Annotated in this window: 18 protein-coding genes; 7 read left to right on the top strand and 11 right to left on the bottom strand. The window is 67.9% G+C overall.

Annotated features, from left to right (window positions below):
- Positions 1-190: 190 nt before the first annotated feature.
- The 9 genes from J2W23_RS11045 to J2W23_RS11005 form a co-directional block, all read right to left on the bottom strand.
- Positions 191-1,669 carry an NAD-dependent succinate-semialdehyde dehydrogenase gene (locus J2W23_RS11045; RefSeq protein WP_307648740.1) on the bottom strand — a complete coding sequence of 493 codons (1,479 nt, stop codon included), beginning with the start codon at positions 1,667-1,669 and terminating at the stop codon, positions 191-193.
- A gap of 39 nt (positions 1,670-1,708) precedes the next feature.
- A complete protein-coding gene (locus tag J2W23_RS11040; RefSeq protein WP_307648878.1) occupies positions 1,709-2,797 on the bottom strand; it encodes a tartrate dehydrogenase in 1,089 nt (362 codons plus the stop codon).
- Between the two features lie 11 nt (positions 2,798-2,808).
- Positions 2,809-4,446, bottom strand: coding sequence for an ABC transporter ATP-binding protein (locus tag J2W23_RS11035; protein ID WP_176659654.1), 1,638 nt, complete (start codon positions 4,444-4,446; stop codon positions 2,809-2,811).
- Entirely contained in the window at positions 4,446-5,351 is a 906-nt protein-coding gene (locus J2W23_RS11030) for an ABC transporter permease (RefSeq protein ID WP_176659653.1), read from the bottom strand. Before J2W23_RS11030 ends, J2W23_RS11035 begins: the two co-directional genes overlap by 1 nt.
- A gap of 11 nt (positions 5,352-5,362) precedes the next feature.
- Positions 5,363-6,319 (bottom strand): ABC transporter permease, encoded by a 957-nt coding sequence (locus tag J2W23_RS11025; protein WP_176659652.1) that lies wholly within the window; start codon positions 6,317-6,319, stop codon positions 5,363-5,365.
- Between the two features lie 34 nt (positions 6,320-6,353).
- Positions 6,354-7,976: an ABC transporter substrate-binding protein gene (locus tag J2W23_RS11020; protein ID WP_176659651.1), complete on the bottom strand. Its 1,623-nt coding sequence runs from the start codon at positions 7,974-7,976 to the stop codon at positions 6,354-6,356.
- Between the two features lie 66 nt (positions 7,977-8,042).
- The gene (locus tag J2W23_RS11015) at positions 8,043-9,335 is read right to left on the bottom strand and encodes an NAD(P)/FAD-dependent oxidoreductase (RefSeq protein ID WP_307648739.1); all 1,293 of its coding nucleotides are present in this window, start codon (positions 9,333-9,335) and stop codon (positions 8,043-8,045) included.
- Between the two features lie 31 nt (positions 9,336-9,366).
- Positions 9,367-10,032 (bottom strand): haloacid dehalogenase type II, encoded by a 666-nt coding sequence (locus J2W23_RS11010; RefSeq protein WP_176659649.1) that lies wholly within the window; start codon positions 10,030-10,032, stop codon positions 9,367-9,369.
- 16 nt (positions 10,033-10,048) lie between these two features.
- A complete protein-coding gene (locus tag J2W23_RS11005; RefSeq protein WP_307648738.1) occupies positions 10,049-10,303 on the bottom strand; it encodes a hypothetical protein in 255 nt (84 codons plus the stop codon).
- A 233-nt stretch (positions 10,304-10,536) separates the two neighbouring features.
- Between J2W23_RS11005 and J2W23_RS11000 the strand changes: the two genes are divergently transcribed.
- From J2W23_RS11000 to J2W23_RS10970, 7 genes are all read left to right on the top strand, one after another.
- The gene (locus J2W23_RS11000) at positions 10,537-11,415 is read left to right on the top strand and encodes a GNAT family N-acetyltransferase (protein WP_307648737.1); all 879 of its coding nucleotides are present in this window, start codon (positions 10,537-10,539) and stop codon (positions 11,413-11,415) included.
- An 11-nt stretch (positions 11,416-11,426) separates the two neighbouring features.
- Entirely contained in the window at positions 11,427-12,362 is a 936-nt protein-coding gene (locus J2W23_RS10995) for a 2-hydroxyacid dehydrogenase (RefSeq protein ID WP_307648736.1), read from the top strand.
- A gap of 154 nt (positions 12,363-12,516) precedes the next feature.
- The gene (locus J2W23_RS10990; protein ID WP_307648735.1) at positions 12,517-13,920 is read left to right on the top strand and encodes an aspartate aminotransferase family protein; all 1,404 of its coding nucleotides are present in this window, start codon (positions 12,517-12,519) and stop codon (positions 13,918-13,920) included.
- A 91-nt stretch (positions 13,921-14,011) separates the two neighbouring features.
- The gene (locus J2W23_RS10985; protein WP_176659645.1) at positions 14,012-14,506 is read left to right on the top strand and encodes an Lrp/AsnC family transcriptional regulator; all 495 of its coding nucleotides are present in this window, start codon (positions 14,012-14,014) and stop codon (positions 14,504-14,506) included.
- 421 nt (positions 14,507-14,927) lie between these two features.
- Entirely contained in the window at positions 14,928-16,409 is a 1,482-nt protein-coding gene (locus J2W23_RS10980; RefSeq protein WP_307648734.1) for an aldehyde dehydrogenase family protein, read from the top strand.
- Positions 16,410-16,455: 46 nt separating this feature from the next.
- Positions 16,456-17,178, top strand: coding sequence for a cupin domain-containing protein (locus J2W23_RS10975; protein WP_307648733.1), 723 nt, complete (start codon positions 16,456-16,458; stop codon positions 17,176-17,178).
- Between the two features lie 20 nt (positions 17,179-17,198).
- Complete coding sequence (locus J2W23_RS10970) at positions 17,199-18,524, top strand: NAD(P)/FAD-dependent oxidoreductase (RefSeq protein ID WP_307648732.1); 1,326 nt, start codon at positions 17,199-17,201, stop codon at positions 18,522-18,524.
- Positions 18,525-18,676: 152 nt separating this feature from the next.
- Here the strand turns inward: J2W23_RS10970 and J2W23_RS10965 are convergent, their stop codons facing one another.
- Together J2W23_RS10965 and J2W23_RS10960 are read right to left on the bottom strand one after the other, a co-directional pair.
- Positions 18,677-19,657, bottom strand: coding sequence for a threonine/serine dehydratase (locus J2W23_RS10965; RefSeq protein WP_307648731.1), 981 nt, complete (start codon positions 19,655-19,657; stop codon positions 18,677-18,679).
- The gene (locus tag J2W23_RS10960; RefSeq protein ID WP_307648730.1) at positions 19,654-20,727 is read right to left on the bottom strand and encodes an ornithine cyclodeaminase family protein; all 1,074 of its coding nucleotides are present in this window, start codon (positions 20,725-20,727) and stop codon (positions 19,654-19,656) included. The genes J2W23_RS10965 and J2W23_RS10960 overlap by 4 nt, the downstream gene beginning before the upstream one ends.
- Positions 20,728-21,372: the final 645 nt, after the last annotated feature.

Raw genomic sequence — 21,372 nt, 5'->3', positions numbered from 1 at the left:
TGTCGATTGCCGCCGAAATTGACCCGCTGGGCGTGCGAAAAAAATTGAGACCGCCGGGAGGCAGTTCGCTCCAGTCGGGACCGACGCTATTTCTGGGGGTGACGCCAACCGTCGACTCGAACACACCCGCACGAACCTTGCCGTCTTCCGCGTCGTCGAAGTCCCAGTTGCGGCATACGACCATGCGCCGTTACAGCTGCCCCTGGCACACGTACTTGATGTGCATGTAGTCCTCCAGGCCATGCACCGAGCCTTCGCGGCCATAGCCCGATTCCTTCACGCCGCCGAAGGGCGCGGCCTCGGCCGCCAGAGCGCCTTCGTTGATGCCGACGATGCCCGACTCCAGCGCATCGGCCACGCGCGCGATGCGGCGCACGTCGGTCGAATAGAAATACGCCGCGAGCCCGAAGGGCGTGTCGTTGGCGGCGGCGATCACCTCGGCCTCGGTCTCGAAGCGCGTGACCGGCACCACGGGGCCGAAGGTTTCCTCGCAGCTGCATTCCATCGTTGAATCGGCATTCACCAGCACGGTGGGTGCGTAGTAGTTGGGGCCGTCGCAATGCGCGTTGCGCAGCCGCTCGCCGCCGACGACGATGCGCGCGCCCCTGGAGACGGCATCACGCACGTGGCGCTCGATCTTGTCGACCGCGCGCGCGTTGATCATCGGGCCGATCTGCGAGTCGGACTCGGTCGCCGGGCCGACCCGCAGCGCACCGACCCGTGCGGCCAGCTTGTCGACGAAGGCGTCGTGCACCCGGGCCTGCACGAACACGCGGTTCGGGCACACGCAGGTCTGGCCGCCGTTGCGGAACTTGGCGGCCATCAGGCCTTCGACCGCGGCGTCGATGTCGGCGTCCTCGAACACGATGAAGGGGGCGTTGCCGCCGAGCTCGAGCGACAGCTTCTTCAGCGTGTCGGCCGAGGCGCGCGCGAGGTGCTTGCCGACGGGCGTGGAGCCGGTGAAGCTGATCTTGCGCACGCGCGCATCCGCGAGCCACACGTCGACCACGTCGGGCGTGCGTTCGCGCGAGGCGGTGACGATGTTGAGCACGCCCGCCGGCACGCCCGCTTCCTGGGCCAGCTTCACGAGCGCGAGCGAAGTCAGCGGCGTGTCTTCGGCCGGCTTGCAGACCACGGTGCAGCCCGCGGCCAGCGCGGGGGCGATCTTGCGGGCGATCATCGCGGCCGGAAAATTCCACGGCGTGATCGCGGCGACCACGCCCACGGGCTCCTTCAGCGCGAGCATGCGGCGGCCGCTCACCGGCGCGGGAATCACCTCGCCGTTGGCGCGCGTGGCCTCTTCGGCGAACCACTCGACATAGCTGGCCGCATAGGCCACTTCACCGCGGCCCTCGGCCAACGGCTTGCCCTGTTCGCGCGAGATCAGGCGGCCCAGGTCCTCCTGGTGCGCGAGCATCAGGTCGTTCCAGCGCTTGAGGATCTGCGCACGCTGCTTGGCAGGCACCGCACGCCATGCGGGGAAGGCTGCGTGCGCCGCATCGACAGCCGCGCGTGCGTCGGCGGCCGTGCCGTCGGGCACGCTCGCGAAGACGGCGTCGGTGGCGGGGTTGGTCACGTCCAGGCGGCGGGCGTCGCTGGCCTCGCGCCATTCGGCGCCGATGAGATGACGGCCTGGCAGCAGGTCCTGGCGTTGGAGTGTGAGTGGCATGGTCGAAAAAGTTGGTGAGGAATGACTGCAGGTTGCGCTTCAGGCGCCGGCCACGCGTTCGGCAATGGCGATGCCCAGTTCCGTCGTGGAAGCCGTGCCGCCCAGGTCGCGCGTGCGCGGCCCTTCGCGCAGCACCGCCTCGATCGCGCCGAGGATGGCGTCGTGCGCCGCGCGCCCCGCGCCCTGCCCTTGCGTGAGGAAGTCCAGCATCAGCGCGCCCGACCAGATCATCGCGATCGGGTTGGCGATGTTCTGGCCATAGATGTCGGGCGCCGAGCCGTGCACCGGCTCGAAGAGCGACGGAAACTTGCGCTCCGGATTGAGGTTGGCCGACGGCGCCAGGCCGATGGTGCCGGTGGTCGCGGGCCCGAGGTCGGAGAGGATGTCGCCGAACAGGTTGCTCGCCACCACCACGTCGAAGCGCGTGGGCTGCAGCACGAAGCGCGCCGAGAGGATGTCGATGTGCTGCTTGTCGACCGTCACGTCGGGAAAGTCGAGGCCCACCGCATCGGCGCGGCCGTCCCACCAGGGCATGCTGATCGCGATGCCGTTGCTCTTGGTGGCCACCGTCAGGTGCTTGCGCTTGCGCGCACGCGCGGTCTCGCAGGCGTACCGCAGCACGCGATCGGCGCCGTGGCGCGAGAACACCGACTCCTGCACCACGATCTCGCGGTCGGTGCCTTCGTACATCACGCCGCCCAGCGAGGTGTATTCGCCCTCGGTGTTCTCGCGCACCACGAGGTAGTCGATGTCGCCGGGCTTGCGGCCGGCCAGCGGGCAAGGCACGCCTTCGAACAGGCGCACCGGGCGCAGGTTGATGTACTGGTCGAACTCGCGGCGGAATTTCAGGAGCGATCCCCAGAGCGACACGTGGTCGGGCACGGTCGCCGGCCAGCCGACGGCGCCGAAGTACAGCGCATCGACACCCTTGAGCTGCTCCTTCCAGTCGTCCGGCATCATCTGGCCGTGCGCTGCGTAGTAGTCGGCGCTGGCCCAGTCGATGGTGCGGCAGTCGAGTTCGAAGCCGAAGCGCTCCGCGGCGGCCTGCACCACGCGCAGGCCCTCGGGCATCACTTCCTTGCCGATGCCGTCGCCGGCAATCAGCGCGATGCGGAAGGTCGGCGTCATTTCGGTCTTTCTCATGATGCGAGCGCCGTGGCGCGGTCCATGCGATCCATGTCGTCGAGCCAGCCTTGGCGCAACTCGGGGACCGAGCGCGCCAGCAGCTCGTAGTAGGGGTGGTGCGGGCCGCGGTCGTAGTCGGCGCGCGCCACCTGCGCGAGCTTCTTGCCGTGCTGCATCACCACGATTTCGTCGCACACCGCACGCACCGTGTGCAGGTCGTGGCTGATGAAGAGGTAGGACACGCCCAGTTCGCGCCGCAGCTCCGCCATGAGGTCGAGCACCGCCGCGCCGACCACCGTGTCGAGCGCCGACGTGACTTCGTCGCACAGGATCAGGTCGGGGTCGGCCGCGAGCGCGCGCGCCAGGTTCACGCGCTGCTTCTGCCCGCCCGAGAGGCCGCCCGGCAGGCGCCCGGCCACGGTCTGCGGCAGCTTCACCAGGTCCAGCAACTCGCGGATGCGCCGGCGCAGCGGCTCGCCGCGCAGGCCTTTGTAGAACTGCAGCGGCCGCGCCAGGATGCGCTCGATGGTCTGCGACGGATTGAGCGCCGTGTCGGCCATCTGGAACACGATCTGGATGCGGCGCAGCTCGTCGCGCTCGCGCTGCTGCAGCGTCGGCTTCAGTTCGCGGCCGTGGAACAGCACGCTGCCGTGGCTGGGCTTGAGAAGGCCCGCCACCGCGCGGGCCAGCGTGGTCTTGCCCGAGCCCGACTCGCCGATCACGCCGATGGCCTGGCCGCGGTAGAGCTTGAGGTCGATGTCTTCCAGGATCGGCTTGGCCGGGCGTCCCTGCGCATCCACCGGCCCGTAGCCGGCCGAGAGCTGGCGCACCTCGAGCAGCAGCTCGCGGCCGTCGTCGGTGGCTCCGGCTGAAGCACGCGGCACCGGCCGCGCGGCGGCCAGCAGGCTCTTCGTGTATTCGTCGGCCGGCGCGGCGAGGATCTGCCCTGTCGCGTTCAACTCGCGCATGCGGCCGTTGCGCAGCACCAGGATGTGGTCGGCCATCTGCGCCACCACCGCCAGGTCGTGGCTCACGTACACGGCGGTGGCGCGGCGCTCGCGCACCACGCGGCGGAACGCGCGCAGCACCTCGATCTGCGTGGTCACGTCGAGCGCGGTGGTCGGCTCGTCCAGGATCACCAGGTCGGGGTCGCCGATGAGTGCCATCGCCGCCATCAGCCGTTGCAGCTGGCCGCCCGACACTTGATGCGGATAGCGCGCGCCGATGCCTTCCGGATCGGGCAGCGCGAGTTCGCGGAAGAGCTGCACCGCCTTGGCCTCGGCCTCGGCGCGCTTGCACAGGCCGTGGATCACGGTGGGCTCGACCACCTGGTCCATGATCGTTCGCGAGGGGTTGAACGATGCGGCCGCGCTCTGCGCGATGTAGGCGACGGTGCGGCCGCGCAATGCGCGCTGCGCACGCGCATCGAGCGCCAGCACGTCGGTGTCGCCGATCCGCACGCGGCCGCCCGCGATGCGGCAGCCGTCGCGCACATGACCCATCAGCGCGAGCGCCGTGGTGGTCTTGCCCGAGCCCGACTCGCCGATGAGCGCGAGCACCTCGCCCGGCTGCACCGAGAAGCTCAGGTTGTCGACCAGCGTGCTGGCGCCGGCGCAGATGCACAGGCCCTGGACAGTGAGTGATGCACCCATCAGCGTTTCCCTCGTTCGCGCGCGGCACGGCCGGGCAGGTTGTCGATGACGAGATTGACCGCGATGGTCAGGCTCGCGATGGCCAGCGCCGGCACGATCACCGAGGCGCCGCCCATGGCCAGCGCGCCGATGTTCTCGCGCACCAGCGAACCCCAGTCGGCCGCCGGCGGCTGGATGCCCAGGCCAAGAAAGCTCAGGCTCGCCAGCAGCAGCACGACATACACGAAGCGCAGGCCCAGGTCGGCCAGCATCGGTCCGAGGATGTTGGGCAGGATCTCGCGCAGCATGATGTAGAGCGTGCCTTCGCCGCGCGTGCGCGCCACGGTCACGTAGTCGAGCGCGTTGATGTTCACGGCCAGCGAGCGCGCCATGCGGTAGGCGCCGGGCACGTAGATGACGGCCGCGGTGACCACCAGCATCGCCACCGACGAACCGAAGCCCGCCACCATGATCAGCGCGAACATCTTGCTCGGGATCGCGGTCAGCGTGTCGAGGCCGCGGCTGAGCACCGCGTCGATCCAGCGGCCGCTGGCGGCGGCCAGCAGCGCGAGCGCGGTGCCGGTTCCGCTGGCCAGCAGCGTGGCCAGCAGCGCGACGCCGATCGTGTAGCGCGCGCCCTCGATGATGAGCGCCAGCATGTCGCGACCGAGGTAGTCGGTGCCCAGCCAATGCGCCGCGCTGATCGGCTCGAAGACGTTGGAGGTGCCCATCGCCGCCGTGCTGTGCGAGAGCATCCACGGACCGAGCAGCGCCGCGAGCAGCCAGAACACAAGCACCGCGAGACCCAGCAGGCCCGAGACGCCGAAGCCGCCGAGCCACGGCAGCATGCGGCCCCTGCGTTCCTGCGGCGCCGGCACCACGGGCGCCGCGGCGCTTGCAGCGCCTGAAGAGGTGGAGGTTTCCATGAGGTTCCCCTTCAGCGGTGCCGCAGCCGCGGATTGGCGAGGATGCCGAAGATGTCGGCCGTCGTCACCAGGATCAGGTAGGCGCAGCAGAAGATCATGGCGCAGGTCTGCACCAGCGGCATGTCGCGCTGCGAGACGCCGTCGACCATCAGCTTGGCGATGCCCGGGTAGTTGAAGATGGTCTCCACGATGATCACGCCGCCCAGCAGGTACGACAGGCTCAGCGCCACCGCGTTGGCGATCGGCCCCACCGCATTGGGCAGCGCATGCGCGAGCACCATGCGCATCGGCGAGGCGCCCTTCAGGCGCACCATCTCGATGTAGGGCGCCTCGAGCTGGTCGATGACCGCGGCGCGCGTCATGCGCATCATCTGGGCCACGATCACGCAGCACAGCACCAGCACCGGCATGGCGAAGGCGCGCAGCAGCTGGCCCAGCGACTCGATGTCGCTGACGAACGAAAGCGCCGGCAGCCAGCGCAGCTTGACCGCGAACACCAGCACCGCCAGCGTCGCGACCAGGAACTCCGGCACCGACACCACCGCCACCGCGCTCGTCGAGGCGGCGCGGTCGAACCACGAGCCGCGCCACACCGCCGAGGCGATGCCCAGCGTCAGCGCGATCGGCACCGAGAACAGCGCGGTCACGGCCGCCAGCAGCAGCGAGTTGGGCAGGCGGCTGGCCACCAGGTCGGCCACCGGCATCTGCGTGGTGGCCGAGAGGCCGGGGTCGCCCTTGAGCATGCCCAGGAGCCACTTCGCATAGCGCTCGGGCGCCGGCACGTCCAGGCCCATCTGGGCGCGGAGCGCCGCCACCGCTTCGGGCGTGGCGTCCTGGCCGAGCTGCTCCTGCGCCGCATCGCCGGGCAGCACCGCGGTGATCGCGAACACGACCACCGACACCGCCAGGAGCGACAGCAGCGCAAGCGCGATGCGCTGGCCGAGGAGCTTGAGGATCACGCGGTTCATGGCGCACATCCCGTGGAGCGATGGCCCGCGCGCGTCATGCCTCGAGCCATACGTTCTCGGCGAAGTTGTAGCCCATGAGCCCGCCCAGCGGAATCGGCGACAGGCCCTTGAGCTTCGACGTGTGGCCGTCGATGCTCGCAAGGAACAGCGGAATGCCGATGCCCGCGTCCTGGTGGATCATGGTCTGCATGTCGGCATACATCTGCTTGCGCTTGGCCAGGTCGGTCTCGGCGCGCGAGGCGAGCAGCAGCTGGTCGAACTTCTCGCTCTTCCAGCGCGACTCGTTCCATGCCGCACCCGACTGGAAGAACTGGGTGAGCAGCACGTCGGCGCTCGGGCGCGGATTCACGTTGCCGAAACCGACGTGGCTGTTGAGCCAGTGGTTCGACCAGTAGCCGTCGGCCGGCATGCGCTTGATGTCCAGCTCCAGGCCGGCGCGCTGCGCGGTCTGCTGCAGCAACAGGGACATCTCGACCGAGTACAGCGCCGCGGGCGATGCCACCATCGGCACCTTGCCGGTGATGCCCGACTTCTGCAGGTGGAACTTCGCCTTGTCCAGGTCGAAGGGGCGCTGCGGCAGGCCGGCGAAGTGGAAGCGGTTGGTCGGGTCGATGGGCTGGTCGTTGCCGATCACCGCGTAGTCGAGCGCGATGGTCTTCTTCATCTGCTCGCGGTCGAACAGGTGCTTCATGCCAAGCACGAAGTCCGGGTTGGCGCCGGGCCCCACGTCCTTGCGCATCACCAGGTCGGAGTACTGGCCCGATTGCGTGACGAAGATGCCGAAGCCGGGCGAGCCCTTCACGCGCTCGACCGAGCGCGGGTTGACCGAGCCCACCAGGTCCATGCCGCCCGACAGCAGCGCATTGACCCGCGCGCTCTCGTCGCCGATGCCCACGAACTCGATCTCGTCCAGGTACGGCTTGCCGGGCTTCCAGTAGGCATCGTTGCGCACCACCACCGAACGGATGCCGGGCTTGAATTCCTTCAGCTTGTAGGGCCCGGTGCCGATGCCGGCGTTGAAGTCGGTGGTGCCTTCCTTGACGATCTGGAAGTGCGAGGTTCCCAGGATCACCGGCAGGTCGGCGTTCGGCGCGGTGAGCACCACCGTCACTTCGTTCGGGCCGCTGGCCTTCACGCTCTCGATCTGGTCGGCGAGCACCTTGGCCTTGGACGCGGTGGCCGGGTCCTTGTGGCGCATGACCGAGAACACCACATCGGCGGGCGAGAGTGCCTTGCCGTCATGGAAGGTCACGCCCTTGCGCAGCGTGAAGATCCAGATCTTTGCATCCTTGGTGGTGAACGACTCGGCCAGCGCAGGCTGCGGCGTGAGGCTGCCGTCGAGCGAGGTCAGGCCGTTGTAGACCATGTTGCAGCGCGAGTAGTCGGTCTGGTTCGACTGCTTGGCCGGATCGAGCGTGTCGGTGGCCGCGGCGGTGGCGCCCGCCACCCGGATGCGGCCGCCGCGGCGCGGCTTCTGCGCGTGGGCCGACACCGCCATGCCCGCGAGACTGCCCGCCAGCGTGGCCTGCATCCCGCCGGCCATCAGCATCGCCAGGATGTCCCGCCGCGAGGCGCCGCGCCGGAGCGATGTCATCACGCGCAGGCTTTCGCCGGGGCCGACAAGTTGTTCGAGGCTCTTGTTGTTGCTGTCGCTCATGGTGGGTACTCCTGGGAGGCCGTGGGGTGGAAGAAATCGAGGGGAATGCAGATCGGCGGCGGGTGCTCAGGCCAGCCTGTCCTTGAGCCGGTAGTACATGCCCACCGCCGGCAGGAACCAGGGCGCACCGAAGTGGCCGGGGATGGCGGGCCATGCACGGCCCTGCCAGGGGTTGGCGTTGGCGTCGCCGTTCATCGCGGCAGCCATGCGCTCGCCCATGTGGACCGACATCTGCGTGCCGTGGCCGCTGTAGCCCATGGCGTAGTAGAGGCCGTCGCGTTCGCCCGCGTGGGGCAGGCGGTCCTGCGTCATGTCGACCAGACCGCCCCAGCAGTAGTCCAGGCGCACGGCGCCCAGTTGCGGAAAGGTCTCGGCCAGCCCGGCGCGCAGGATCTCGCCGCTCGCGGCATCCGACTGCGGGCTGGAGATCGCGAAGCGCGCGCGCCCGCCGAACACCAGCCGGTGATCGGCCGTGAGGCGGAAGTAGTGATGGATGTTCGCCACCGTCGTGTAGGTGCGCCGCGCCGCCAGCAGCGCGTGTGCGCGCTCGGCACCCAGCGGCTCGGTCACCACGATGAAGCTGCCGATCGGCACGATGCGCCGGCGCAGCCAGCCGAAGCTGCCGTAACCGCCATGGCGCGTGGCGCCGGTGGCCAGCAGCACCTGCTGCGCGGTGACAGTGCCGCGCGCCGTGTGCAGCCTGTGCGCATGGCCCTGGCCCAGGCGCTCGATGCGCTCCACGGCGGTGCCGGTGTGAATCTGTGCGCCGTGGCGCTGCGCGGCCGTGGCCAGGCCGTGGGCGAAGCGGCCCATGTGCATCTGGCCGCTGCGCTTGTAGAGCAGGCCGCCGTGGAAGCGCTCGCTCTGCACCTCGCCGCGCACCCGCGCCGCATCGAGGATCTCGACCTCGGTGTCCACGCCGTCGCCGACCAGGCGCTGCGCGCTGCGTTCGAGCGCGTCCATCTGGTTGGCGCGCGTGGCGAGCTTGAGCTTGCCGTGCCGCATGAAGTCGCAGTCGATGCCCTCGTCGCGCACCAGCCGCGCCACGGTGTCCACCGCGGCGTCGTAGGCGTGGTACCAGGCGCGGGCTTTTTCAACGCCGACCTTGGCCGCCACATCGGCATAGTCCACGGCCAGCCCGTTGTTGACGTGCCCGCCATTGCGGCCCGACGCTTCTGCCGCCACGCGCGTGCCGGCCTCCAGCACCGCGACGCGGGCACCGCGCCGTGCGAATGCCAGCGCCGCCGACAGGCCGGTGAAGCCGCCGCCGACGATCGCGACGTCGAGCTGCCCCGGCAACGCACACGCTGCGGGGGAGAAGGCCGGCGCCGAATCGGTCCAGTAGGAGTCGAGCTTCATGGCGTGATGAGGAATGCGGACCGCAGGGCGATCAGAGACCGACGACGCCGGGAAGGCCGCCGATGTCCTGGATTTCCGTGTAGCGATAGGCCGGGTTGCCCGGGCCGTGGCCGCGGTTCACGAACACCTTGTTGACGATGCCCAGGTCGTCCGCCGACATCAGGTCGTAGCGCAGGCTGGACGACACGTGCAACACGTCCTCCGGGTTGCAACCGAGCGAGTCGAGCATGTACTCGAAGGCTTGCAGGCGCGGCTTGTAGGCCTGCGCCTGCTGCGCGGTGTAGACGCGGTGGAAAGGCGCGCCGAGCATCGCCACGTTCTTCTGGATCTGGTCGTCGGAAGCGTTCGACAGGATCACCAGTGGAATTTCCTTGGCGACCTTTGCCAGGCCGGCCGGCACGTCATCGTGCGGGCTCCAGGTGGGCACCGCGTCGTAGATCTTCTGCGCGTCCAGGTCGAAGTACTGGATCTTCCATTTCCTGCACAGGCGCCGCACCGCGTTCTTCAGCACCACCTCGTAGGGCTTCCAGTCGCCCAGCACCTCGTCGAAGCGATAGGCGGTGAAGTCGGCATGGAACTCTTCCATGCGCTCGGCCGGAATGCGGTCGGCGAAGAGGTCGGCGGCCATCTCCTTCATGCGGAACCGGGTGAGGGTGCCGTAGCAGTCGAAGGTCACGTACTTGGGACGGAAGGTCATGGTCTCGAATCCTTGATCAAAAAAGTTGGTACATGGACGGGAATTGCGACAAGCTCATTACGAAGTGATTGCAGCACGCAGTCGCGTGACGGATGTGTGGAAAAACGGTGTCCGCCGCGACGAAGCTGCGGTTTGCGGGGCCGGCGACGGCATGCCGTGCGGTCTGCCCTTTCAGCGTGCAGCCATGCACCTCGGTGCGTCGCGGCGAAGTCGATGGGCACGCTTTTGGGCCGGCAATCGGCTGGATGTATCGCGGATCGAAGACTTGCATGGCAAGGGAGTGAAGAAAGGCGGCGGGGTGTGGCGATGGCCGATCGATGCTAGGCAGATCGACACGGCATTTGTGTGCGTATGCGGGCTCGCTACCGCAGCAAATTGCAAGACCGGGGTGCGTGGCAGGCGAAGCTTGCGAGTTGCGGCGAAGGGCCGATTCGGTCTGGTGCAGCGCCGCAATGTCGTCCAAGATGGACGTGCCATTTCCGCCGCAACAAGAGAGATTTCCCGATGCCCGAACCCGCTGCGAACGCACCCGCCATGGACGGCGTGGTGCTCAGACCCATGACCTCCGCCGACCTGCCGCATGCTCATGCGCTGTCCGCCGAACTGCGCTGGCCGCACCGGCTGGCCGACTGGGAACAGGTGTTCGCGCACGCCGAAGGCACCGTGGTCGAGCGCGACGGCGAGATCATCGCCACCGCCTTGCGCTGGCGCTGGGGCGAGCGCCACGCCACCATCGGCCTGGTGATCGTCACGCCCGCATGCCAGGGCCGCCGCATCGGACATCGGCTCATGACTGATTTGCTCGAAGGGATGGAAGACCGCACCGTGCTGCTGCACGCCACGTCGGAAGGGCGGGGGCTGTACGAGCGGCTCGGCTTCGTGCGCACCGGCGAAGTCCGTCAGCACCAGGGCATTGCGCAGCCGGCGCCGCTGATCGCGCTGCAGCGCGGCTGGCGCCTGCGGCCCGCGGGCCTGAACGAACTGCCGGCGCTCCAGGCGCTCGATGCGGTGGCGCGCGGCATGCCGCGCGAGACGCTCGTCGATGCGTTGCTGCAAGGCGCCGATGCCTGCGTGGTGCTCGACCACGACAACACCCCCAGGGGCTTCGCCATGCTGCGCCGCTTCGGCCGCGGCCATGTCATCGGCCCGGTGGTGGCGCCCGATGCCGAAGGTGCGAAGGCTTTGATCGCGCACCTCGCGGGCCTGAATGCGGGCAACTTCACCCGCATCGACATCGATTTCGACAGCGGCCTGGCCGAATGGCTCGAGAGCATCGGCCTGCTGCGCGTGGATGCGCCCACGACCATGGTGCGCGGTGCGCCGCTGGCCCGGCCCGCGGGTGCGCCGGCGCTGTTCGCCATCGTGACCCAGGCCCTGGGCTGAAGGAGCCGTTCGTGGGAGCCTTCACCTTTCTCTACAAGTCCGATCCGGTGCGCGGTCGCCAGTGGGCCGAGGTGTTCAGCCGCCGCCGGCCGGACATCGATTTTCGCATCTGGCCCGACATCGGCGATGCGGCCGCGGTGCGTTTTCTCGCCGCCTGGGAACCGCCGCACGACATGGCCGAGCGCTTTGCGAACCTGCAGGTGCTGTTCTCCTCGGGCGCGGGCGTCGACCAGTTCGATTTCGCCGCGCTGCCGGCCGCATTGCCGGTGGTGCGCATGGTCGAGCCCGGCATCGTGCGCGGCATGGTCGAGTACGTGACGCATGCCGTGCTCGGCCTGCATCGCAACATGCCGCAGTACCAGCGCCAGCAGGACGAGGGCGTGTGGAAGCCGCTGCCCGTGCTGCCCGCCGGCGAGCGGCGCATCGGGGTGCTCGGGCTGGGCTCGCTCGGGCAGGCCGTGCTGGCGCAACTCGTCGCGCTGGGCTTCGACTGCGCGGGATGGAGCCGCTCGCGGCACGCGGTCGATGGCGTGCAATGCCATGCCGGTGCCGACGAGCTGCCGCCCTTTCTGGCCCGCACCGACATCCTCGTGTGCCTGCTGCCGCTGACCGACTCGACACGCGGCTTCCTCGATGCGCGGCTGTTCTCGCAACTGCCCGCGGGCGCGAGCCTGGTGCACGTGGGGCGCGGACCGCAACTCGTGGACGCGCACCTGCTCGCCGCGCTTGCCAGCGGACAGATCGGCGATGCGGTGCTCGACGTCACAGATCCCGAGCCGCTGCCGCCGGAACATGCCTTCTGGCGTCATCCGCGAATCCGGCTCACGCCGCACATCGCAAGCATGACGCAGCCGGTGAGCGCGGCGGAAGTTGTGCTCGACAACCTTGAGCGATTCGATGCGGGCAAGCCGATGCTCGGGCTGGTCGATCGCGCGCGCGGGTATTGATCGAACAACGAAGAGCCACCGCACGATCTGCTGCCGGCCACGCACACAACCGCAGCCTGCTTCGTGCGGCCCCCCCAAAGCAGCACCACGTCGTGCAGTGCGGCGCCTAAGCTGAAGGCATCCAAAGCTCCTTCGCGTTTGCACCCCACACCCCATGACGCACCCTTCCGCATTGCCCCACCAAGCCGCGCTCGACGCCATCGACCGCGCGCACCTGATCCACCCCGTCTCGCCCTGGCGCGTGCACGAGCAGCGCGGCCCCACCGTGCTGGCCTCGGGCCGTGGCGCCTGGCTGACAGATGGCAACGGCCATGAATTGCTCGATGCCTTCGCAGGCCTGTGGTGCGTGAACGTCGGCTACGGGCAGGAGAGCGTGGTGCAGGCCGCTGCCGAGCAGATGCGCCGTCTGCCTTACGCGACCGGCTATTTCCACTTCAGCAGCGAGCCGGCCATCCGCCTCGCGCAGAAACTCGTGCAGATCACGCCCGCGTCGCTGACCCGCGTGTACCTCACGCTGGGCGGCTCCGAGGCGGTCGATGCCGCGGTGCGCTTCATCGTGCAGTACTACAACGCGACCGGCCGGCCGTCGAAGAAGCAGTTCATTTCGCTGGAGCGCGGCTACCACGGCTCGTCGTCCACCGGCGCGGGCCTCACGGCGCTGCCGGCCTTTCACCGCGGCTTCGACCTGCCGCTGCCGACGCAGCACTACATCGAATCGCCCTACGCCTATCGCCATGCCGCGGGCGCCGATCCCGAGGCGCTGATCGCCGCGTCGGTCGCGGCCCTGCACGCCAAGGTGGCGGAGCTCGGCGCGGACAACGTGGCCGCTTTCTTCTGCGAGCCGATTCAGGGCTCGGGCGGCGTCATCGTGCCGCCCAAGGGCTGGCTGAAGGCCATGCGCGAGGCCGCGCGCGAGCTCGACATCCTCTTCGTCGTGGACGAGGTCATCACCGGCTTTGGCCGCACCGGCCCGATGTTCGCCTGCGAGGCCGAAGGCGTGGAGCCGGACCTGATGACCATGGCCAAGGGCCTGACGGCCGGCTACGTGCCGATGGGCGCGACGATGATGTCCGAGAAGGTCTATGCCGGGATCGCCGATGGCGCCCCCCCAGGCACCCCCATCGGCCACGGTGCGACCTATTCGGCGCACCCGGTCGGCGCAGCCGTCGCGCTCGAGGTGCTGCGGCTCTACGAAGAAGGCGGCATCCTCGCCAACGGCCAGCGCGGCGCGGCGCACTTCGCGGCGGGGCTCGATGCCCTGCGCGCGCATCCGCTGGTGGGCGATGCGCGCCACCGCGGCCTGCTGGGCGCGCTGGAACTGGTGAGCGACAAGGCCGGCAAGCGCCGCTTCGACCCGGCGCTGGGACTGGCCGACCGCATCTTCGCCGCCGGCTACCGCAACGGCCTGGTGTTCCGCTCCTTCGGCGACCACATCCTCGGCTTTGCACCCGCGCTCACCTTCACCGAGGACGAGTTCGCACAGATGTTCGCGCGGCTGAAGAAAACGCTCGACGAAGTGCTTGACGCGCCCGACGTCCGCGCCGCGCTGGCGAGTTGAGAGGCCGGCGCGCAAACGCAGGGGCTGCAAGACCCCGCAAGAGCCATCGGCCGACGCAGAATCGGAACTTCTCTCGCAATCGGGCACCGCCATGTCAGAAGCCAACAAGATCGACCGACTCGACCTGCGCATCCTGGCGCAACTGCAGAAGAACGGGCGCATGACCAACGTCGACCTGGCCGATGCGGTCGGGTTGTCGCCCAGCCCCTGCCTGATCCGCGTGAAGCGGCTGGAGCAGGCCGGCTACATCGCCGGCTACGGCGCCCACCTTCGGCTCGAGAAGCTGGGCGACACGCTGACGGTGTTCACCGAGGTCACGCTGCAGGACCATCACCGCGAAGACTTCGTGCGCTTCGAGGCCGCGATCCGCGAGATCGACGAGGTGCTCGAATGCCACCTGGTGAGCGGCGGCTACGACTACCTGCTGCGCTTTCTCACCCGCGGCGTGAATCACTACCAGGAAGTGATCGAGGGGCTGCTCGAGCGCAACATCGGCATCTCGAAGTACTTCAGCTACATCGTCATCAAGTCGCCGTTCATCAAGACGCACTGTCCGATCGAACGGCTCTTTCCTCACGAGCGTTGACCGGCGCTTCCGAATCGAACGACACCGCCTGGCCGAGGCGGCGTTCGACGGACACCAGGTGCAGCGAAACCTCGAGACCTCGGGCCGCAAGACATACGCCTGCCAAGATCGGCAGGCTTGCGCCGGCACCGATCCCCTCCCCGAACCAACGCCAACACGGCCCGGCCGACAGGTCGCCGGAGCCCTGAGTCTGCTCGACAGCAGGATATGCCGTGGCGAGTCGCACAACGGCAGGCTGCTTTGCGCAAAGCCCTCATTGAAGCATCGGCGCCAGGCCCGCGCCGCCTAAGCTTTGGGTCTTCCAATGCCCCGACTTCAGGCCCGTCATGACGCACTCCACCGCACGATCAAGCGCTCGCTTCGCCACGCTGTCGAGCATGGCAACGAACAACCCGTGCGCGGTCTCCGAAAGGCCCGCGCCATGAACGCCCCGATCGTCGAGCACCTCAGGCGCGCCGGGCGCCTGGATCGCATGTTCGTCGACGGCGAATGGGTCGTGCCCGATGCGCAAGCCCGCAGCGCCGTCGTCGACCCATCGACCGAGGAGCCCGTCGCGGAGATCGCGCTGGGCAGTGCAGGCGATGTCGCCGCCGCCGTGGCTGCGGCGCGGCGCGCATTCGCGGCCTGGTCCACGAGTTCCGCCGAGACCAGGGCCTTGCTTCTGGATCGCGTCCACGCCCTGATCCTGGAGCGCGCAGAACTGTTCGCGCAGGCGATCTCGCTGGAAATGGGCGCTGCCATCGGCTTCGCGCGCAGCACACAGGTGCCGTCCGCAGCGGAGCACATCCGCGTGGCCCGGGACAATGCACGCGGCTATGCGTTCGTCACCCACCGGGGCGGCATGGCCATCGTGCGCGAGGCCATCGGCGTGTGCGGCCTCATCACGCCATGGAACTGGCCGCTCTACCAGATCACCGCCAAGGTCGGCCCCGCCCTCGCGGCTGGATGCACGGTCGTCCTGAAGCCCAGCGAACTCTCGCCCCTGAGCGCCCTGCTCTTTGCCGAGGTGATGCACGACGCCGGCACCCCGCCGGGTGTGTTCAACCTGGTGAACGGCAATGGGCCGGAGGTCGGCGCTGCGTTGGCCGAGCATCCTGACGTGGACATGATCTCGATCACCGGCTCGACCAGGGCCGGCGTGCTGGTGGCCCAGGCGGCAGCCCCGACGGTGAAGCGCGTGGCCCAGGAGCTCGGCGGCAAGTCGCCCAACCTCATCCTGCCGGATGCGGACCTGTCGCGCGCCGTGCCGCCCGGCGTGGCGGCGGGCTTCCGCAACGTCGGCCAATCCTGCAGCGCCCCGACGCGCATGATCGTGCCCCGCGCGCGCCTCGGCGAAGTCGAACGGATCGCGCTCGAAGCGGCAGGCGGCATCGTCGTGGGCGATCCGCGTTCGCAGCGGACGACGCATGGCCCGGTGGCGAACCGCGCGCAGTTCAATCGGGTGCAGGAAATGATCGGCGTGGGCATCGCCGAAGGCGCGCGGCTCATCTGTGGCGGCCCTGGGCGGCCGGAGGCTTTGAGCCGCGGCTTCTATTGCCGTCCGACCATCTTCACCGCGGTGCACTCCCAGATGCAGATCGCGCAGGAAGAGATCTTCGGGCCGGTGCTTGCGATCATTCCGTATGACAGCGTGGACGAGGGCGTGGAGATCGCCAACGACACCGTCTACGGCCTGGGCGCCCACGTGCAAGGGACGGACCTCGGCGCGGCGCGCGCCGTCGCGGCACGCATCCGCTCCGGCCAGGTGCACATCAACTATCCGGCATGGAACCCGCATGCCCCCTTCGGGGGCTACAAGCGATCGGGAAACGGCCGCGAGTACGGAACAGAAGGTCTCGAGGAGTACCTGGAAACCAAAGCCATTCTTGGCTTCCGGGATGCCTCGGCACCCAGCAACGACTGACCGACAGCTTTCAGTGAAGACATTGCGCATCGCGCAGGAGCAATCAATGACCATGGCCCTGGTACTGCATCGCGCCGACGGCGCATCCGTTTCTTCCACCGCCTTCCGCAGGGCGGCGTTCGGCAAGGACGATCCTTTTGCGCGGCATCGCGAGATCGCCTGGGAGGGACCGGGCGCGATGAGCGCGGGCCGCACCAGCTTCATCGGCGAGATCGAAGTCGCAAGCTATCCCCACATCGAAACCATCGTCGTGGTCGAAGGAGAGCTGACCCTGACCGCAGCCGGGGCGGCCCCGCTGGTGGTCGGCCCCCAGGCGGGCGTCGTCATCGGATGCGGCACCTCGCTTCACATCCAGGCCGGCTCCCGGGTGCGTTTCGTTTTCTGCGCGGCAGCCTGCGAGAAACCGACCCAGCGCGGCCTTTTCCCCCTGCACGCCGACGCCAACTTCAAACCTTCGGCCACGCTGCCCGCGGAAGTGCTGCTGGGCCCTTCGCCGGAGTGCCGCAGCGACAACGTCTTCATCGACGACGGTGCGCAATACAGCGCCGGCACGTGGGACTCGACGCCTTACCACCGCATCGTTCGCCCGCATCGCGTGAACGAGTTCATGCATCTCCTGGCCGGCAGCGTGCGGTTCGCCACCCCGGATGGCAGCGTGCTGTCGGCGGGCGCGGGCGATGCGCTTTTCGTGCCCCAGGGTGCGCCGATCGGGTGGGAAAGCAACGATCGCGTGGCGAAGTTCTACGTGGTCCAGAGCGTTCCAGCCTGAACCGTCGAGCGAGCTGCACCATGTCGCCTCCGCTGAACCACATCCACACATCCACCCAACTGCCCGCCTTCGCCGATGTCGTCGTGATCGGCGGCGGCATCATCGGCGTCTTCACCGCCTACTACCTGGCCCAGCGCGGCGTGTCGGTGGCCCTCGTCGAAAAAGGCCGGATCGGCGCCGAGCAATCGAGCCGCAACTGGGGCTGGTGCCGCCAGCAGAACCGCGATGCGCGCGAACTGCCGTTGGCGAGCAAGAGCCTCGATCTCTGGGAACGCTTTGCCGCCGAGAGCGGCGAAGACACGGGGTTTCACCGCTGCGGGCTGCTGTACCTCAGCAATGACGAGGCCGAGATTTCCCGTTGGGCCAGTTGGCGGGAGTTTGCGAAAACCGCGGGCGTGACCACCCACATGCTGACTGGCCGCGAGGCTGCCGAGCGCGGGCAGGCAACCGGCCGTGCCTGGAAAGGCGGCGTCTTCTCGCCCAGCGACGGCACCGCCGATCCTGCCAAGGCAGCGCCCGCCGTGGCCGCTGCGCTCATCAAGCTCGGCGGCAGCATCCACCAGAACTGCGCAGCCCGCGGCATCGAGACGGAAGGCGGACGGGTCAGCGGCGTGATCACGGAAGCCGGCGTCATCAAGACACGGACGGCCGTGCTTGCAGGCGGCGCCTGGGCTTCGTCGTTCTGCCGCCAGCTGGGCATCCGTTTTCCGCAGGCTTCGGTCCGGCAATCCATGCTGAGCGTGGCCCCTGTGGCGCATCGCTTGCCGGACGCGCTGGTCAGTGGGGGCGTCTCCGCCACGCGCCGCAGCGACGGACGCTACGCGCTGGCCATCAGCGGCCGCGCACGCGTGGACGTGACGCCGCAGTTCATGCGCTTCTCGCCGCAATTCGTGCCCATGTTCGCCAAGCGCTGGCGCAACCTTCGTCCGGGTGGCCTGGAAGGCATTCGGGGCGGCCATGAAACGCTGGCGAGGTGGCGGCTCGATGCGCCGACGCCGATGGAGCGGGTGCGCATCCTCGACCCCAAGCCCGACATGTCCGCGATCAAGGAGACGCAACGCCGCGCGGTCGAACTGCTGCCCCAGCTTGGCGAGGCAAAGATCACGCACGCCTGGGCCGGCTATATCGACAGTACGCCAGACGGTGTTCCCGGCATCGGCGAAGTGCCTGGCATGCCTGGGTTCATCCTGGCCGCGGGATTTTCCGGACACGGCTTCGGCATTGGCCCCGGTGCCGGCCACCTCATCGCGGACCTTGCCACCGGTGCCCAACCGATCGTGGACCCCACGCCATACCGGCCGGAGCGGTTCAGCGGTACCGCATGGGGCAAGGTCGCCGATTTCTAGGCCGCGCGCATGTTCCCGGTCGCAGCACCGTTCACGAACTCGTCGAAGGCGTGATGCATTCGGCCGCAGAAGCGCGGCCCTTCATGTGCTCATGAAGGGCCGCGATGGCGGCGCTGCCTTTCCATCGCATGCGTCCTCGAACTCGAGAACGATCATTCACCGTCTTGAAAAACATCGGCAAGGTCGCACAGATCCCAATTGGCGCCTGTCAACACCACACAGACTTTCTCGCGCGGCTTCACCGTGAGTCCACCCGCCAGCAAGGCGCCAATGCCGATCGATGCAGCCGGCTCTGCGATCAGCTTGGCATCCTTGGCCAGCATGCGCATGCCAGCAACGATGTGTTCGTCCTCCACCAGCACGATCTCGTCGACGTACCTTTCGATGATGGGATAGGGGTTCCAGCCCGGCACACTGATTCGCAAGCCGTCGGCGATCGTGTTCTTCAGCGGCAGTGAAGTGCGCTTCTTGTTGACACGGCTATGGAAGTACTTGGGTGTCAGCGCTGGTTCCGCACCCACCACACGTACGGAGGGCCTGGTTTCCTTGATGGCGGTGGCAATGCCGGAGATGAGCCCCCCGCCGCCCATGGGGATGATGACAGTGTCCACGTCGGCCAGATCGTCCAGGATTTCGCAGCCAATGGTTCCCTGGCCCGCCATGACCATGGGGTCCTCGAATGCGTGCACGACGGCGTAGTGGTTGACTGCCGCGATCTCGTAAACGCGTTTCCATCGCGCCGCGGTGTCGCCGTCAAACAGAATCACCTCCGCCCCGAGCGCCCGGGTGCTCTCCACCTTGATTTTCGGCGTGGTGACGGGAACCACCAGAAGCGCCTTGACACCCAGCATCCGCGCGGCATAGGCCAGACCCTGTGCATGGTTGCCTGACGACGTGGCGATGATGCCGTTGGCAATCGCCTCGCGGGGCAACGACAGGGCCTTGTTCAGCGCGCCCCGGATCTTGAAGGCCCCGGTGATCTGCAGCGTCTCGGGCTTGAGGTACACCTCGCACCCGAGGGTGGTTTCCATCTTCTCGGCGCGCAGCAAGGGCGTGTGACGGATGTGCGGTTTCAGCCGCTCCCGCGCCTGGTGGATGTCGCGGAGGGTGGGGTGTTCAAGCGGGAGCGTCATGGGCACGTGAACTCGAAGGCCATGCCCGTGTTGCGGGCGATGGCGTTGCGATAGATCAGGTTCGCCGTCGTGTTGTCCTGGATGGCCATGCCCGTGGCGTCGAAGATCGTGATCTCGTCATCGGTCTCGCGCCCCGGTTTCCTGCCCAGCAGGATCTCGCCGATCTCGCCGTGGATGTCGTCCCCGTGGATGATGTTCTTGTGCAGCGGGTGCCAGGTTTCGCCCTTCTCGATGCACTGCGCGATCGAATCGTTGACGATCTTTGCGTTCCTGAAAATCTCCGGCTCCAGTTCCTGCTTGCCTTGCGTGTCCGTGCCGATGGCGACGATGTGCGTGCCGGGTCGCACCCAGGCGGCCTCCACCAACGAACCTTTGCCGCGGGTGGTGGTGACGAGGATGTCCGCCTGTTCCACCGCGTCTTGTTTGGAGCGTGCCGTCACCACCGGGATGCCGAACTCTCGCTCGATATCGGCCTTGTATTGGGCGAGTGCCTGGAGTTGGTCGTCCCATGCGTGGATGCTTTCGATCGTCATCACCTCCCGGATCGCCCGGATCTGCATCCGGGCCTGATTGCCGGTCCCGATAGACGTGATGGTCTTCGCGTTCTTGCGGGCCAGCGCCCTCACCGAAACGGCTCCGGCGGCGCCGGTTCTCAGGCCGGTGATGAGGCTGCCATCCATGACGCAGATGAGCGCGCAGGTTTTGGCGTCGAACAAAAGGACGGTTCCCATGCCGCTAGGCACGCCGTGCTCGGTGGGGTTGTTCGGGAATCCCCCGGACGAAGCCTTCATCGAGATGATCTCGTTGGTCTCGCAATAAGCCAGCTTGAAATCGATTTCGCCCCGCGGTGGCGGCAGGTGGATGCATGTATAGGCCGGCTGAATCACCTGGCCGCTGTTGAAGGCCTTGTACGCCTCCTCCACCGTCCCGATGACTTCCTTCATGGAGATCAGGCTTCCCACATCCTCTCTGTTCAGCAAAAGTGTCTTCATCGATGTGATCACTCCATGATCGAGGGCTCGGGCAGATTGCTCTCGGCGGCGGCGCGCGCGGTCGGCCATCAGGACCATCGGTGTGCCCAGCCGCTTCCGGCACCGTGATCGTGCGCACGAGATTACATGCGCGCCCCCGCGCCGTGATGCTGCAACTCGGGCTCGATGCAGAGCTTCATGTGGTTTTCGAGCAGGTCGTGGCAGATGATGCTTCGGCGGCGCGGGCCTCCCCACTTCGGCCCCGGGGGCCGCGTGACAGTAGATGGGCTTGTCGGCGAAGGAGCGTGTCTGGCCCGTTCCGCTCGCAGGCTCGTCTCTTTCGGCCCGGCGCCAATCCGATGAGATGACGACAGCGAAAGACTCGCGCTCACGAAGGAGTTCTTCCGGCAGCGGCAAATGGCTGAAGAACCTGTTGCTGGGGCTCCGCCGGCTCGGCGACCGTCCACCGCACGAATCCCGTGGCGATTCGGTTTCACCAGAAATCGGGCACCCCACCATGGCAGGGCCTCGACTTCAGAGCGCTTGGTGCCGGCATCCGGCGCCCCTGGCGATTGCCTCGAAAAATGAGCGTCTGAATTCCATTTTTCATGGCTAACGAAAGGTCCACGTTTCAGTAAACAATCAGCACGCAAGGTTACCGAATGACACATGGGTCCGCATCGCTCGCAAGAACCGAATCCCTTGCGAGCGATGCAGGGCGGTGGATGCGAATGCGCCCCCCAA

The organism is Variovorax boronicumulans, from assembly GCF_030812215.1.
In the GTDB taxonomy this organism is placed as follows: Bacteria; Pseudomonadota; Gammaproteobacteria; order Burkholderiales; family Burkholderiaceae_C; genus Variovorax; species Variovorax boronicumulans_C.
The sequence above is the reverse complement of the archived record's forward strand: the minus strand, read 5'-3'. Positions and strand labels throughout refer to the sequence as shown.